Source organism: Bradyrhizobium sp. LTSPM299 (assembly GCF_000938235.1).
Lineage (GTDB): Bacteria > Pseudomonadota > Alphaproteobacteria > Rhizobiales > Xanthobacteraceae > Bradyrhizobium.
The window spans coordinates 23,230-37,984 of the sequence record NZ_JYMU01000019.1; the positions used below are offsets into that span (position 1 = coordinate 23,230).

Below are 14,755 nucleotides of genomic sequence, written 5' to 3' on the forward strand. Positions count from 1 at the left end.
AGATTCTCTTTTGACGCGTTTTCTTCACGCGAACCGGTATCCACTTCGCTCGAAAACGCTCTAATTCTGGTTCGGAACGAAGATGACGATCTTCAGATCTCCCGACGGCGTGAAGTTTGTGTGGCGGACCTCGAAGCGCGTTGGTCCGGTCTTCTTCACGCCTTCGGCGCAGAAACTGACAAGGTTCGTGGCCTCACCCTTGTCGACGGTCAGATGGAACTCGCCGATCGGCGCCGCCCAATTGGCACCGGTCGAGAGCACATAGGCGATCGACCGTTCGCTAAAGGGCGGATAGGGAAGCTGCCTCGTCGCACGCGCCCGCTCGATGGTGCGGATCAAATCGTCGTCGACGCAATATGCGGCGAGAAAGCCCCGCGCGTCCGGATAATCGCGCCATTTGTCGGCGCCAATGATGGTCTGGACCGAGCCGCCGACGCTCGGACGATAGGTCTGCTCGAACGTGATCTCCCGGCCGGCAGGAAAAGTCTGCGTCCAGGTGTAGGCCGAACGCAACGTCCAGGTCGGCACCAGATGGTCCTGCATCGGACCGCCGGTGCCGTAAGTCTCGATCGCGCCGACGCCGAGCTTGACCAGCTCTGGCCAGTTCGATTTCGGCACCCGGTCCAGCAACTCGCCCGCAGGCCCCCTGATCGGCATCAACGGAATTCCCAGCTTCCGCAACCGGGCCGACTGATCCACGCCGTTCGCCAGCGCGGTCTGTTCGAGGTGCGGCGAGACTGCCTTGCCGTCCACCACGACGTGGAAATCGAAGATGTTTTCAGGATCGTCGGTGGGGATCCCGATATCCTCGTCGCCTTCCTTGCCGACGATGTCGGGCATCGGGAATGCGATCATGATGGTCTTGTCGCCGGCCGACCTGTTGAAGAATTTGTAGACGATGCGGACCTGCTTCTCCGAAATGAAGAGATCCTCAGCACGCATCTCGATATCGGCGTCATGCTTGAAGCGAAGACCACCCGTCTCCAGCGCGGCCGACGTATCGTTGGCCTGCGCACACCAGGGCATCAACCCGGCGAGCAGCACCAGAACGGTTTGTTTGACCATCCGAGGCATCGTCAATTCTTCTCTTTGCTGCTGACAGGTCTTGCCGGTTCCCCGCCCGCGTCGATCAACGCTATGCACGCGAGAAGGCAGAGCCGTGATCCCGATCGGATGGCCGAAGCCAACATGAACGCAGTCCTTCCTGCAATCCCACTTGAATGAGTGCGCGGATAGTCGAACAGGTTCGCCGCTCGGTGATCACTATCTTGCAAAGATCACGTTCCACGCCGTGCGCGGCTCCGGACGCCGGATCTCGACGGTTCCAAATCCTGCTTGCCGCAGGGCATGCCCCACATCATCGACAGACCGGAAGGTGAAGATGTCTGTGGGAAATCCAAGGCGCGCCATGGCGTCACCAGGCAGGAAACCGAGCACGAGCACGCCGTCTGCCTTGAGCACGCGTCTGATCTCGCTTGCGCCTTCGCCCAGCGAGCGCCAGAAATAGACCGTGTTGATGCTGCAGACCTTGTCGAACTGATTGCCCTCGAGCGGCAGCGCTTCGATCTCTCCAACGCGAAAATCGGCCCGCCCGGCATCGATCGCTGTCTGGAATCGCTCCGTCGCCCACGCCACGACATCGCACGAGCGATCGATCCCCGTCAGATGAGCGGCTCGCGCGATCAAAGGCGCGAGCGTGACGCCGCCGCCGAACCCAATCTCGGCGACGCGGTCCGAGGACTGCACGTCGAGCAATTCCAGCGCAAAGCGATTGATCCGGCGGTTGTACCGGTTCATCAGGCCACCAACAAAACGGCCGAAGACGCCGCGTGGGTGAGCGAGATGGCGAGCGATCAAGCGAGGCGGTGCCATGAGTTGTCCTGGGATTTTGCGACGCGCAACCGATCGCACGTGTGACTCGGTGTCCAGCGGGATGCAGGGACGATCACCCGGGAGCCGCCTTCTAAGCGCTTCGGAGGTATGAGGCTCGGACAGATGCGACGGGGAATTGGACATATGCGACATGGGTCCACGATGTGAACCGACGTTGTCTGCGACGCGAACCGATCGAGCGTGTGACACGGCGCCCATGGCGCGGGTAAACCGATTATCGCTTTATCGCCGAGCCGTGTAAGCTTCGAATGATCAGCGCAAGTTCGCTCGCGCTGCGCGCTGCGGCACCATGCGGATTTCCGAGGGCGTCGCGCCGTAATGGCGACGGAACGTGCGGTTGAAATAGGACAGATCGCCGAAGCCGGATTCGAACGCAATGGTGCCGATGGTGCTGTCGATCCGGCGCGGATCGGTCAGCAGCCGATGCGCGCGCGCCAGGCGCTGGCCGAGCACGAATTCCGAGAACGTCGAGCCGGCGTGTTCGAACAGCCTCTGGACGTGGCGCGGCGTGAGCTTCAGGCGCGCCGCGACGGCCGGAAGTGTCAGCTCGAAGCCGAGATTCTTGCTGATGTCGGCCTTGACCGCGGCGAGCCGTGCGGCTCCCAGCCCGCGGTCCTCCGCAACGACGGTTCCGTCGCGGTTCGCGCCGATGATCAGCGCCGCGAGGTCGGTCAGATGAGTGGCGACGGCACTAGCCAGCTCCGGTGTCGCAAGCTGGTAGCCATCGTCCAGCTCCTTGATATAGAACGCAAGCAACCGCATGGCTTCTGTGTTCGCCGGCAACGGACGTATCAGCATGTCTTCGGGATCGCGAACCAGCGATGCGAGCGCCTTGCGAGGCAGCCGGAGGCCGACGAAGCGGCTTGGCGACGACGGAACGACCATGTTGGCGGCCTCCGCGCTCGACTGCAGCACGGCTTGACCCGGGCTGAGCTCGATGTCCTGGCCGCGCTGAGACGCGCGCGTGTTGCCGCTGGTGATGATCGTCAGAATCAGGTCGTCATTGCCGTCGAGCAGTTCGCGCGGCCTTGCGATCCGCAGGTTGCTGCATGCCCAGGAGCCGATACCCAGCCCAGGCAACTCGCGCATGTTCGCTTCGGCATGGAACGCGCCGTCGGTCAGCGGTTCCGGATCGAGCTTCACGACCATCCGCCCGATCTGTTCCCGTAAGATCGGCAAGCGGTCGCGGTCGCTCCAATCCGCGGTCGAGAACCGGAAATCAATGATGTCCGGCGACTGCACTGTCATCGGGTTATCCTCATGGTGGCGGGATTGCCGCTGGGGTACGGCTGATTTGTGGCGGTCAACCAACGCTTCGTTGCAAACACTTCATCGGATGTGTCGCGCCAGTTGATGCAATGTTCAGCGGGAACCCGGAACACGCCGACGGCAACTCCCGCCGCGACAATGGCAGCGTGACAAGTGACGTGAAGGTGTGCCAGCAGGACATGGCCGCCATGCTGCTGGAACTTTCCAGAAGCGATGGCGAGATTCGCGTCAGTCCGATTTCGCCGCGCTATATCGGATCGAAAGCGCGGATCGGCGGCAGATTGCCGTTGAAGCGCTCCACCTCGACCGTGGTGAGCTGACCGGTGCAGCCCTGCGCGAAGGATGAGGTACCGATGTCGCGCGTGAGCACGTTCGGATTGCCGTGCACGCAGAGCGGGTTCTCGTCTTCGGGATCCATCGGGTCGTACCAGGCGCCGGTCGGAAGCTGCACGATCCCCGGCGCGATGCCGTCGGTGACATGCACCGCGGCAAGGCAGGCGCCGCGCGCGTTGAACAGACGGATGATGTCGCCATCGGCGATACCGCGGACGACAGCGTCGCGCGGGTTCATGCGCGCGACCTCACGGCCGCGATGCTTGGCTTGGAGCGAATGTCCGCCGAAGTCGAGCTGGCTGTGGAGCCGCGTGGTCGGCTGGTTCGCGATCAGGAAGAACGGCGAGCCTGGCTCGGGGACATCGGTCTTCTCGAGCCAGACCGGATGTCCCGGACAATCCGCATCGCCATGATCGGCGATCTTCTTCGAGGCAATCTCGATGCGCCCGCTCGGCGTCGGCAGCGGCCGGGCGACCGGGTCCTCGCGAAAACGACGAAGCGAGCCGCCGTCGTCAAGGTGTTGCGGCACGATCAGGCTGCCGCTGTCCCAGAACTCCTCGAAGCTTGGCGCAGCCAGGCCCTGCGCGGCGAGCGAGGCGCGGGTCGGCTCGTAGAGACGCATCAGCCATTGCCGCGCCGTGCGGCCTTCGGTGAAGGCCTCGCGGGCGCCGAGACGCTCGGCGAGATCGGCGAAAATCTCATAGTCGTCGCGCGCGAGGCCGAACGGCTCGGCGATCCGGTGCATCGCGACCATCAGCGGATCGTTGGAGGAGTAGCCGATGTCCTCGCGCTCGAGCGTCATGGTCGCGGGCAGGACAATATCGGCATGGCGGGCCGTGGCGGTCCAGGCGAGCTCATGCACCACCAGCGTGTCGAGTTTGGCGAAGGCCTTGCGCAGGCGGTTGAGGTCCTGATGATGGTGGAACGGATTGCCGCCCGCCCAGTAGACGAGGCGGATGTCCGGATAGGTGCGCGTCTCGCCATTGTAGCGATAGGTCGTGCCGGGATTGAGCAGCATGTCGGCGATACGCGCCACTGGAATGAAGTCGGCGACGCCATTACGACCCTGCCCGAGCGTCGGCCCCGGCACCGCGTTGACGCGCCGGCCGTAATAGCCGATCGCGCCGAGCGAGTAGGCGTAACCGCCGCCGGGAAGGCCGATCTGGCCGAGCGCCGCCGCCAGCACCATGCCCATCCACACCGGCTGTTCGCCATGTTCGGCCCGCTGCAACGAATGGGAGACGGTGATGAGCGCCCGCCGCCCGGCAAGGCGACGCGCGAGTTTTCGGATGGTGTCGGCATCGACGCCACAGATCGATGCGGCCCATTCCGCATCCTTCACTCGGCCGTCCGCCTCGCCGCCGAGATAGCGCAGGAAGACCGGCCAGCCTTCGGTGTAGCGGTCGAGGAAGGCCTGATCGTGCAGGCCTTCGCTGACCAGCGAATGGACGATGCCGAGCATCAAGGCGGTGTCGGTGCCGGGCACGGCCGTCATCCATTCGGCGCCGGCCTCCGCGGGCAAATCGTCACGCAGCGGACTGACAAGGATGAACTCGCAGCCGCGCCGGTGCGCCGCTTCCATGGCGCCGCGCTCGACATGCTTGCTGATCGAACCACCGGCCACCATGGAGTTCTTCAGCGCCATGCCGCCGAACGCCAGCACGATCTCGCTCTCGGCCGCGATCTGCTCCCAGGTGACGTTGCGCTTGGTGATGTCCTCGTAACCCGTCAGGATCTGCGGCAGCAGCACCGATGACGCGCCTGAGGAATAGGAGTTGACCGAGCGCACATAGCCGCCCATCGCGAAGTTGAGGAAGCGATGAACCTGGCTCTGGGCGTGATGGAAGCGGCCCGCGCTGGACCAGCCATAGGAGCCGCCGAACACCGCACCGGGGCCGCGCGTGTCGCGGATCCGCGTCAGCTCGCCGGCGAGCAGATCCAGCGCCTGCTCCCAGCTGACGGAGACGAATTCGTCGCGGCCGCGGCGGTCGTCGGGTCCGGCACCGCGCTCGAGCCAGCCGCGGCGGATCGCCGGCCGGGCGATGCGCACCTGATGGCGCAACGCGGCGGGGAAGTTGCCGATGATGCCGCTCGGATCGGGATCCCCCGCATACGGCCTGACCTCGAGACCATCCTCGCGGAGACGCGCCGAGAACACCCCCCAATGCGACGTGTGCGGCTTGAAGCCGTCGGACAGGTCGAGGCCGGGATCGGGGGCGCCAATTGTCTCGGTCATCGAGTCTTCCTTCATCCGCAGGCCCGCGGCCGGGCCGCTGCTGTCGCAACACTTGGTCGCAACACTTGGGTCAGTCTTTGGGCCAGTATAATGATCCCATCGGCAATGTCGCCGGGTTCAGGGTTGCCGGAAACGCAGGACGCCACGCGCAAATATCGAAAACAACCCCATGCAAAGTAGCCGGCGGCTGCCGACGTTCGACAATGCAACTTGACACGTCGGGCAACTCAGCGATATTCTTCCAATATTCCGAAATCGTGCAAACGCCCCCTCACCCGCAATAGCGGGCTCGCTGGCTACGATTGCGGCCGCAAACCCTCCCCCACAATTGAAACTGCACCGGCTCGCCGCGGCGAACGATCGCCTGCGCGCTTGTCGCGCGCATGCCAGGGACTCTCAACATGAATGCCGCACCTGAAATCACCGTGCCAACGATGGTCACCGCAATCGACGATATCCAAGCCGCCACAGCCCCGCGAATAAAACTCTCGTCGCACGGTTTCCGCATCGACCATCCTGATCCGCAACTCGGCGAACAGCTGATGGCTGACGCACGGGGGGTCGCCGATCGCGACGCGATGGATGGCATCCTGCGGCAATTGGTGAAGGCCAGCGTGAGCGGCGGGAAACCCGACGAGGTCAACCTCGCCTTCATGATTTCGATGGTGAAGAGCCTTCGCCCACGGGATTCCGTCGAGGCCATGCTGGTGGCCCAGATGGTTTCGGTTCATGTGATGGCGATGCGATGCGCCCATCACCTCGCGCATGCGAACGACCTCGCCCAGCACGACAGCGCCGCGCGCGCCTTGGGCAGGCTCGCCCGCACCTTTCCCGCCCAGATCGAGGCGCTCAACAGCTACCGGAGCCAAGGCACACGACCTGGCGAACCCGCCGTCACCGTGCAGAACGTGAAGGTGGAGGACGGCAAGAGCAGCGCCGTTAATTTGATTCGCCATCATCTGAAAGCCGCTGTCGACAACGAAGAGCTTTCGATCATCAACTTCGCATGCTGGTGGTTTCGCGGCGAGGAAGCTCTTGCCTTGGCATTTTTCAGGGAACTATACGCTGGCCTCGGCCCTTCGCTTGGTGCAACGTTCAAGAAGAATCTTCCGAAGCTTGGTGCGCGCTTGCTGCGCGCGGGTTCAACGGTGGGCGCAGCTATCGACTTGGCCGGCGGAGCCGGAGCCGGCACCTTAGCGACCGGCGCGATGCAATGGGCTTCAGGACTTATCGAGGACAAAGATTCTGTAGACAAATTGCATGCTGAGTTGGCGAAGGCGCTCGCCGATCAAACGAAGCGCTTCCTTATCATAATCGATGATATCGACCGTCTCGCGCCCGAGGAAGCGTTGCTGATCTTCCGCCTGGTGAAGTCCGTCGGAAGGCTGCCGAATGTCATTTACCTGCTGGTTTATGACCGCGCGCTTGCGGAGAAGATCGTGGAAGAAAGGTATCCGAGTGAGGGACCACACTATCTCGAGAAAATCATTCAGGCAGGTTTCGACGTCCCCGAGCCGCGGCACGGTGATCTGCTTCAACGGTTGTTGGCGCAGATTGCGGAATTATGCGGGTCGCCATCCGATGAAGACGCCCTCCGCTACATGAACGTGTTTTACGACGTAGTGGCACCGGAAATTCGAAGTCCGCGCGACCTGAACCGCTTGATGAACGCATTGTCGGTGACGTGGCCGGCGGTCGGCGACGACATCGACGACGTCGACTCTGCGGACTTTCTTGGCATGGAGACACTCCGAATTTTGCAGCCGTCGATTTTTCGCGCGCTTCGCGCGAACAAAGAGGCGGTGTGTGGTGCCGAAGGGGCAGGTTCGTCAAAGCCCAAGGCCGAAGAGATCGATACCCTTTTCTTCGGACCTGAGAAAAGAACGGATTTGGCGCAGCGACGACGGTCGCTCATGCGTCTATTCCCTCGCCTCGAATCTGTCTGGAGCAATCTTTCGTACGGCCACGACTCAGCGGCCGAATAGGCTAAGGAGCGGCGCGTGTGTTCGAAAGCACATTTCGACGCCTATTTCCGATTATCCCTCGATGACAACGCTCTCCCGAGGAAAGAAATCGATCATCTGATCAAGAGCGCGGGCGACAGGGCCACCGTTCAGCGCGTTTTCCGCGACGCGTTGAAGGTCACGCGGTCTCAAGGTACGACCAAAGCCGCTCTGCTCTTGGATGAACTGAACCTACATGCCGCCGAAATTACCGACGAAAATGTAGAGCCGTTGCTGAAGGCCCTCTTTGAGATCGCGGACGAACTAGAAGTCGAGTCAGACGTCAGTCGTGGTTTCGGAATGGCGACGAACAGTCTACGACTGCACTGGTTGCTACGCCGACTGACGCTCGAACGTTTCGGCGTAGCGCAACGCTCAGTGCGGTTTATGGCCGCATGCAAAGACGCCTCGTTGGGCTGGCTAATTGACTTCAGCGAGTCCGCCTACCGGGATTATCATCCCCGAGAGGGCAAAAACCCGTCGCCAGCGGAGAAGTGCCTCGTCTTGTCTGCTGACGCGGATCAACTACGCAAAAGGGAGCTAAAAGCTGTTCAGCAGGCCGCAAAATCTGGGGCTCTTATCGATCATGGCCAACTAACATATCTCCTTTTCCGCTGGCGGGAGATTGCCGGGAAGGACGGTGCAGCAGTCAAGAAATGGATCAATATCCAGCTGAAGAAGGATGACGCGGTGGTGAAGCTCGCTAAAGCGTTCACCTCACACAATTGGAGCCAAGGTATGGGGTTTGGTGGTCTGGGCGATAGAGTTGCAAAGCGGAACATCCGGGCCAGCGTGGATTCCTTGGACCAAATCATGGACAGCGCCGGATTCAGACGAAGGGTCGAGAAACTGGCCGCGAAGGATACCTCGCTGAGATCTACCGATGCTGAAATCGTTCGAACATTCTTAAGCGCTTGGCGGAAATGAGACGACGCTCCCCACGCTTGACGACAGATCCCCACAAATTGAAGGAATTACGGTTCCAGTGCACTGAGTTGCGAACGAGAAGTTAAATGCACTGGACTGGACTGCACCGTAGTTGGGTTTACGCGAACAACGCCGTCTGAAGGTCGCCCGTTGACGGTATTCCATCTATGGAATATTTATTGACTTTATTCCTTCTATGGAATATATAGTTTATGGCATGGAACGTCGAATATACCGACGAATTCGAAGAAGAATTCTGGAACGGTCTTAGCGAGGCCGAACAGGAAGATATCACTGCGACAGTGTCTCTTCTCGAAGAACGCGGCCCGAACCTGCCGTTTCCCTATTCGTCCGGCATCGCAGGCTCAAAGCATGGTCACATGCGCGAATTGCGGGTGCAGAGCGGGGGAAGACCCATCCGGGTTTTCTATGCCTTCGATCCGCGCCGCTCGGCGATTTTGCTGATCGGCGGAGACAAGACGGGCAAGGACAGATTTTACGAAGAAATGGTGCCCGTTGCTGACAAGATTTACGACGTGCATCTCGAAGAGCTTAAGAAGGAAGGGTTGATCTGATGGCTGGACATCGTTCATTCAAGGGACTGACCAAGAGCTTTTCGCCGGAGCGCAAAGCACGCGTTGCTGCTCGCGTGGACGTTCTCAAGAAGGAAATGGCGCTGCACGAGCTACGGCAGGCGCGCGAACGCTCGCAGGAAGAGTTGGCGCGTGAACTAAAGGTAGGCCAGCCTGCCGTCGCGAAACTGGAACGTCGCGCGGATATGTATGTCAGCAATCTACGACGCTACATCGAAGCTCTCGGCGGTTCGCTGGAAATCACCGCGCGTTTCCCGGAAGGAAGCGTGAACATCGTTAATTTCGGTGAACTAGGTGAAAAGCGCGCGCAAGAGTCATAGTCGACAATGCGCCTTCGGCTGTTCGCCCGGACGTTGATCGGAGTCTCCCGGCATTATGAAGCGCGTGTTGCGCTGACGGCGTAGATGCGCGCAAGCGGGCGGTCATTCGAGCGCGATCCGCCCACCTGCTACGGTTTAGACAACAGTGTCGAATCCGGCAGCGGCGCGAATTGCATGTCTGCGAGCGCAGATCCGGCGTACGCGCTGGCGAGCAGGATCATGATCCGAACGATGGCAAACATGGTGCCCCCTGTTGTTCTGGCGTTTGTCTCCATATGCCGGAGATTCCTTGCCAGCCGATGAGGAAAGCTGGTTGCCGGCGTCTTGAGTGGATTGGTGAGCGAAGGGTTATCGGCCGCATTCACCAGGCGGGAACCGTACCGAACGATCGCTCGCTGCACTGAACGCGGTGTTCACCGTCGCGATGGCATCGTCGCCTCAATCAAGAAGGCGCAATCAGCGATGCCCATTTTTAGGACTTTTCTTGCCGCCGTGGCGGCATGCCTTGCTTTTCTTTATGTCTACGATGCCTGTTCGCGCATTGCAGGCCCCGCAGCGCTGGTCGTCGCGGAGATCATTGCGCACCGGTGGCCCGCCCCGGACGAATTCCGCTCAGCCGCGGACTTCAGTTCCGAGGCCTCCGTCAACGCGACGGCGGCAGCGCGCGTTAGGGAAACATTTGCGATGTTCATCCCCCGAGACGAAAGGCGCCCGAATGCAACGGTGCAGCCTATGAAGGCATCAGCCCGGCCGCAGGGATAGAGCCCGGCGGTATCGCCGCGATCCATGTGGGGTGACAGTGTACTTAACTCCCATTCTCGAATGGTTCGCGCGCGGCGTTGCCGCGCTAGGTGACGCGGTGCGGCTAGTCGGGGGATGACGATACGGGCGAGCCGGGATTTAGTACGATGCAAGTCATCGTATCAGGCATCAATTGAGTGCACCGTAAGTCCCACCCACTCCCCCTCATCGGCCGTGAACTCCAATCGGCACGTCGCCCATGACTGCCGCCAAAGCGAGGATCGCGGGCTGATCGTCGCTGGCTGCAAGTTGCTCCTGTATCTCGGCAGCATATGCAGCATCTGTGGTGAGGCACGCTTGCGCCGCTTTGCCTAACGCAGTTCCAACCGCTGCTTTCTGAGCAGCGTTAGCACTCGGCAACAGCCCGATGATAGCCTGGAGAGTTCCCGGATTGGATGCCGCCAGGTCTCTCAAGGCCGCTATCATTGCAGGCCCACCGTTTGGATTGTCCTTCAATATCGGGCGGGATCGGCCAAAAATTTATCGATAACAGGCTGAGCGATCTGCCGGCTTGGGCCAAGGCTAGCCGCGGAAGCAAAATCCCCCGTCATGCACGTCAGCGCAAATGCAAGAGCCATCGCGACGCCGAGCCGGGGTTGAAAACAGCGGCGCTCCATAGCAGCCTCCATGAGCCTCTGAAAACAATGTCAGGAACAAGCTGTACCAGCTACATACGTGCCAGGATTTGTCCGATCAACCTAAACTCCGGGATGAGTGTTGTCGATCAGTCACCTAATTCGAGCGCGGCCTTGAGCGGCTTTCCTGGTTCGCCCGCACTCAATTCGGAAGCGCGGCGTCTTGCCACTGGTATCCCATAAGGATACGAAAGCCTTGCAATACGTATCTCGGTAGGATACGTATTGCCCGTGATCAGGACCTTCAAGGGGAAATTTGCCGAGCCGATCCTTCAGGGCCGTATGGTCCCGAAGGGTTTCCCGGCAAATCTCGCCCGGGTAGCCCGCCGAAAACTGATCATGGTAGACTCTGCCGACCTTCTCGAGGCCCTGAACTCGCCTCCCGGCAACCGCCTTGAAGCTCTCAAGGGCGATTTGGCGGGTAAGCACTCGATCCGCATCAATGATCAATGGCGGATCGTGTTCCGGTGGACCGACGCGGGTCCAGAAGACGTGGAGATAGTGGACTATCACTAGCCCGGATCGGCCGAAGCTACAGAACAGGAGATCGCAAATGGCAAAGAAGCTTCCGCCGATCCATCCCGGCGAAATCCTGCGGGAGGAATTTCTCGTTCCGCTTAAGCTGACACCTTACGCAGTCGCGGCCGCGCTGAACGTACCGCGCACCCGGATCGAACGCATTGCCCGCGAAGAAAAGCCCATTACCGCCGACACCGCGCTAAGGCTCGGCAAGTTTTTCAAGACCGGCGCTGCGTTCTGGATGAACATGCAGGCGCGCTTCGATCTCGAAACGGCCGAAGACGTGCTCGCGCCGCAGATCAAGAAGATCGCGTCTTACGAGGCCGCGTGAGTGCTGCGCAAATCGCGCGGGCCGCGCGTCTTGTACCCGAGGTTACCAAGGTTACGCTGACAGTGTACTTAATTTCCATTCTCGAAATAGTCCGCGCGCGGCATTGGTGCGCTGGGTGACGCGGTGCGACTCGTCGAGCATGACGCCAACCGAAAGGCAGGGTGCACCCCCTCAGGCTCAGGACAATCCCGTTCTCAACCGGAGCCGGTCTTCAAGCCAGTCGAAGATCACTTCATTGGCCAATGTGGGGTTGTCGAGATGTCCTTGCATCGCCGCCGTTTCGGCACGCCGAAACAGGATCAAGCTGGCGTCATGATGAATGTTGCCCAGCTTGTTGCCAAATTCGGTCAGGGCGCCTGGAAGCAGCCAGCCGCCTTCACCCGCGGTGACAAGCAGCGGGCAATCGATACTCCGCGAGATCGAGTTGCACTCTTCCAGACACCCTGTCTGCTCGTGGCCGGCGGCATGCCGGAAAAAGAAACTTCGCTCGTGCGAATCCCAAATTCCGGCGTCACAGACCGCCGCGGCAAATCGGGCGTCGCTTGCGGCCGCCCGGGCAACCAGGGAGGAGCTCCAGGCGTCCGCCACGATGGCGATCCGGGTGTTATCGACCCCGGGCTTCTCCGACAGAAAGTCCAGGACGCGGCTCATGGCGGTTTCGAATCTTTGGCCGAGTCGTTCCGGTGGCAAGGCCACCTGAGTGCCCAGCAGATCCACCGCGAGAAGCGAGAGCCCGCGCTCGTTCGCGTGACCGGCGTACTTCGCGATCAACTCTTCCTTGTAGGACCCGGGCTCGCCGATGCAGACGATGACCGGCCCGTTGTCGCGGAAGGCTGACGGCAGAAAGTAGGCCTGAAGGCATACGTCTTCGGTCCAGGGAATCGAAAGCACCTCGCCGGCGGGAACCCGGCTCTTCAGCAAGTTGGTTGCACATCGCCGCATGCCGTCGACGGCGCATGTCAGCAGATCATCAAGAGACTCGAGAGGCCTTGCGGCAGCGTGAAAGTAGGTCATGGCCCGGAGCCAGTTCCGGCGAGCCGTGATCAGGTTACCGTTCTGGAACGAAAGTTCGGCTCTCGCCTCGTTCAGCTCAGCGGTTTTGATCCACTCCTCCGACCACGAGCTCACCGAAGCAAGGTTGATCCTGCTCAACGTCAGCCAGCATTCGGAAACCGTCGCGCCTCCCTCCTGCGCGGCAGCCAGAAGCCGGATGAACTCCGCGGACAGATCCTCGCGATCCGGCCAGCAAGGCCAGCCCTTGTCATCGAACTCGACGCTACTTGACGAGGCGCCTCGCGCCCCACAGCGACCATGCATATTTCGTCAACTCGTTCGCTTCTCGGAAGAGAAGCTGGTCATGTTATCTTATGGCTAGCCAACGATTTCGCGTGAGCCGGGCCCAGGTCTTTGCCTGCCTGTAGTAGCGATAGCTGCAGCTTGGGGCGGCGACGAGGCCCGGCCATGGCGGGGCAGAGATGCGTTGCGCTCATGCATGTGCGGGTGTGTGGATTGTTGCTGACGCAACCGCCTTCCGTGCGGAAGCTCGACAGCATTCAGGAAAACGCGTTTCTAGATTTTGCTAACCTGGAGTTGGCGCCAGCTTGCTCACAGAATCGCGAGACCGAAGACGTCGGCGGTCACTCGACTGTGACTCAGCGAGAGGGTCAGCGTCGGCAATGTCCCGGCACGGCACGAGGCAACACGCGATGCCACGCAGCCTTCGATGCAATCGCTTTCGGCAGGCTACCTACCGCGTGTGCTGGATCAGGCGCGCTCAACCGGGGATTTGAATCCTCTCGAACATGAAGGATCGTTAATGGTTGCCGCCGACCTCGAGAGCCGGCGCAGCAAGCGGATGGACCCGGGAAGCTCCGGCGTTGCGCAATCTGTTGGCCGCGGTCGCCGGCTCTTCCAACCGCCCGCCGCACCTGGTTCCTGTTCGAAGCAAGCCGCCAGGAAGGCAGCAACGCGGCGTAGATCTCACCCTCTCCCCTTGTGGGAGAGGGTGGATTCGATGCGGTAGCATCGAAGCCGGGTGAGGGGTTCTCTCCGCGGAGACAGACCCCTCATCCGTCGCGGATTGCATCCGCGCCACCTTCTCCCACAAGGGGAGAAGGGAAGAGTTACCGCCTCCACAGCCGCACCAGCGGCCCATCCTTGCTGCGCTATTTGAAGGGGACGATGGCGCTGTCCTTGACCAGGTAGCTTTGCAGCGCCAGCGCGCGATCGCTGGACCTGATGAATCGCTCGACGAGATCGAGAAAGATCGAGAATTCCGAATCGCTCATGCAATCCAGCCAGACGTCGTTGACCCTTGATTGCATGGGCGCGAGTGAGTCCAAGAGCGCGCCGCCGCATGGTGTGACGGTCAGCCTGGTACGGCGCCGATCACCCAGATCCCCTGCTTTCTCGACCAGTCCAAGTTCGGTCAAATGTTGGATCGCCTTGGCGACACCCGCGCTGGTCAAACGGAGATGCTCTGCGATGGTTACGGGGAAGACATCACCTCTGCTCTCGAGATGACGGATCGTGGTCAAAATCATGTACTGCATGCCGGCGATGCCGACACGTTCTGCATAACCCTGGATCAGGTCATGGTGGCGCGATGACAAGGAATGCAAGCAGCCCGTCAGGCGCTGCAGCTCCGGGCCGGCTGCTTTCGCAACGCGATCGCCGCGAGGAGCGGTGCGCAACGCCGGCGAGATATTGGCCGTCGCGGGTTTACGGCTGCGGCGTGATTTTGCAGTTGCCTTCGGCATACCGAGCGACGCTTCCTGATCGGGGCCAGTCGCATTTACATGATATAGTCACATAACAAAAATAAATTTCTGTCCATGGTCGATCTGGGCTGCCTTGCGGCGTCGCCATCACCATCCGCGACCGAACCCAATGAAA

At 61.0% G+C, this 14,755-nt stretch carries 12 protein-coding genes; 6 read left to right on the top strand and 6 right to left on the bottom strand.

All coding sequences use genetic code 11. The annotated features are described in order from the left end of the window. Positions 1-60: 60 nt before the first annotated feature. The 4 genes from UP10_RS13080 to UP10_RS13100 all read right to left on the bottom strand — a co-directional run bounded on the left by UP10_RS13080 (position 61) and on the right by UP10_RS13100 (position 5,731). A complete protein-coding gene (locus UP10_RS13080) occupies positions 61-1,065 on the bottom strand; it encodes a DUF4424 domain-containing protein (RefSeq protein ID WP_044587751.1) in 1,005 nt (334 codons plus the stop codon). Between the two features lie 198 nt (positions 1,066-1,263). Beyond that, positions 1,264-1,872 (bottom strand): class I SAM-dependent methyltransferase, encoded by a 609-nt coding sequence (locus UP10_RS13085; RefSeq protein WP_050043648.1) that lies wholly within the window; start codon positions 1,870-1,872, stop codon positions 1,264-1,266. 273 nt (positions 1,873-2,145) lie between these two features. Beyond that, a complete protein-coding gene (locus UP10_RS13090) occupies positions 2,146-3,141 on the bottom strand; it encodes an AraC family transcriptional regulator (RefSeq protein ID WP_044587752.1) in 996 nt (331 codons plus the stop codon). Positions 3,142-3,409: 268 nt separating this feature from the next. Then, complete coding sequence (locus tag UP10_RS13100) at positions 3,410-5,731, bottom strand: molybdopterin guanine dinucleotide-containing S/N-oxide reductase (protein ID WP_044587850.1); 2,322 nt, start codon at positions 5,729-5,731, stop codon at positions 3,410-3,412. 401 nt (positions 5,732-6,132) lie between these two features. Here UP10_RS13100 and UP10_RS45195 point away from each other — a divergent pair, with 401 nt between their 5' ends. The 6 genes from UP10_RS45195 to UP10_RS13140 all read left to right on the top strand — a co-directional run bounded on the left by UP10_RS45195 (position 6,133) and on the right by UP10_RS13140 (position 11,860). Continuing rightward, entirely contained in the window at positions 6,133-7,716 is a 1,584-nt protein-coding gene (locus UP10_RS45195) for a KAP family P-loop NTPase fold protein (protein ID WP_197086795.1), read from the top strand. Between the two features lie 15 nt (positions 7,717-7,731). Next, positions 7,732-8,661 carry a hypothetical protein gene (locus UP10_RS42035; RefSeq protein ID WP_050043649.1) on the top strand — a complete coding sequence of 310 codons (930 nt, stop codon included), beginning with the start codon at positions 7,732-7,734 and terminating at the stop codon, positions 8,659-8,661. 212 nt (positions 8,662-8,873) lie between these two features. Continuing rightward, a complete protein-coding gene (locus UP10_RS13115; RefSeq protein ID WP_044587754.1) occupies positions 8,874-9,236 on the top strand; it encodes a type II toxin-antitoxin system RelE/ParE family toxin in 363 nt (120 codons plus the stop codon). Beyond that, positions 9,236-9,574, top strand: coding sequence for an XRE family transcriptional regulator (locus UP10_RS13120; RefSeq protein WP_044587755.1), 339 nt, complete (start codon positions 9,236-9,238; stop codon positions 9,572-9,574). The genes UP10_RS13115 and UP10_RS13120 overlap by 1 nt, the downstream gene beginning before the upstream one ends. Positions 9,575-11,241: 1,667 nt before the next feature. Next, entirely contained in the window at positions 11,242-11,526 is a 285-nt protein-coding gene (locus UP10_RS13135; protein WP_044587758.1) for a type II toxin-antitoxin system RelE/ParE family toxin, read from the top strand. Positions 11,527-11,563: 37 nt separating this feature from the next. Then, the gene (locus UP10_RS13140) at positions 11,564-11,860 is read left to right on the top strand and encodes a HigA family addiction module antitoxin (protein ID WP_044539033.1); all 297 of its coding nucleotides are present in this window, start codon (positions 11,564-11,566) and stop codon (positions 11,858-11,860) included. A gap of 177 nt (positions 11,861-12,037) precedes the next feature. Here UP10_RS13140 and UP10_RS13145 read toward each other — a convergent pair whose 3' ends face one another. Beyond that, positions 12,038-13,177: a dienelactone hydrolase family protein gene (locus UP10_RS13145; RefSeq protein ID WP_050043650.1), complete on the bottom strand. Its 1,140-nt coding sequence runs from the start codon at positions 13,175-13,177 to the stop codon at positions 12,038-12,040. Positions 13,178-14,025: 848 nt separating this feature from the next. Next, on the bottom strand, positions 14,026-14,619 hold the full coding sequence (locus UP10_RS13150; RefSeq protein WP_044587759.1) for a MarR family winged helix-turn-helix transcriptional regulator: 594 nt from the start codon (positions 14,617-14,619) through the stop codon (positions 14,026-14,028). Positions 14,620-14,755: the final 136 nt, after the last annotated feature.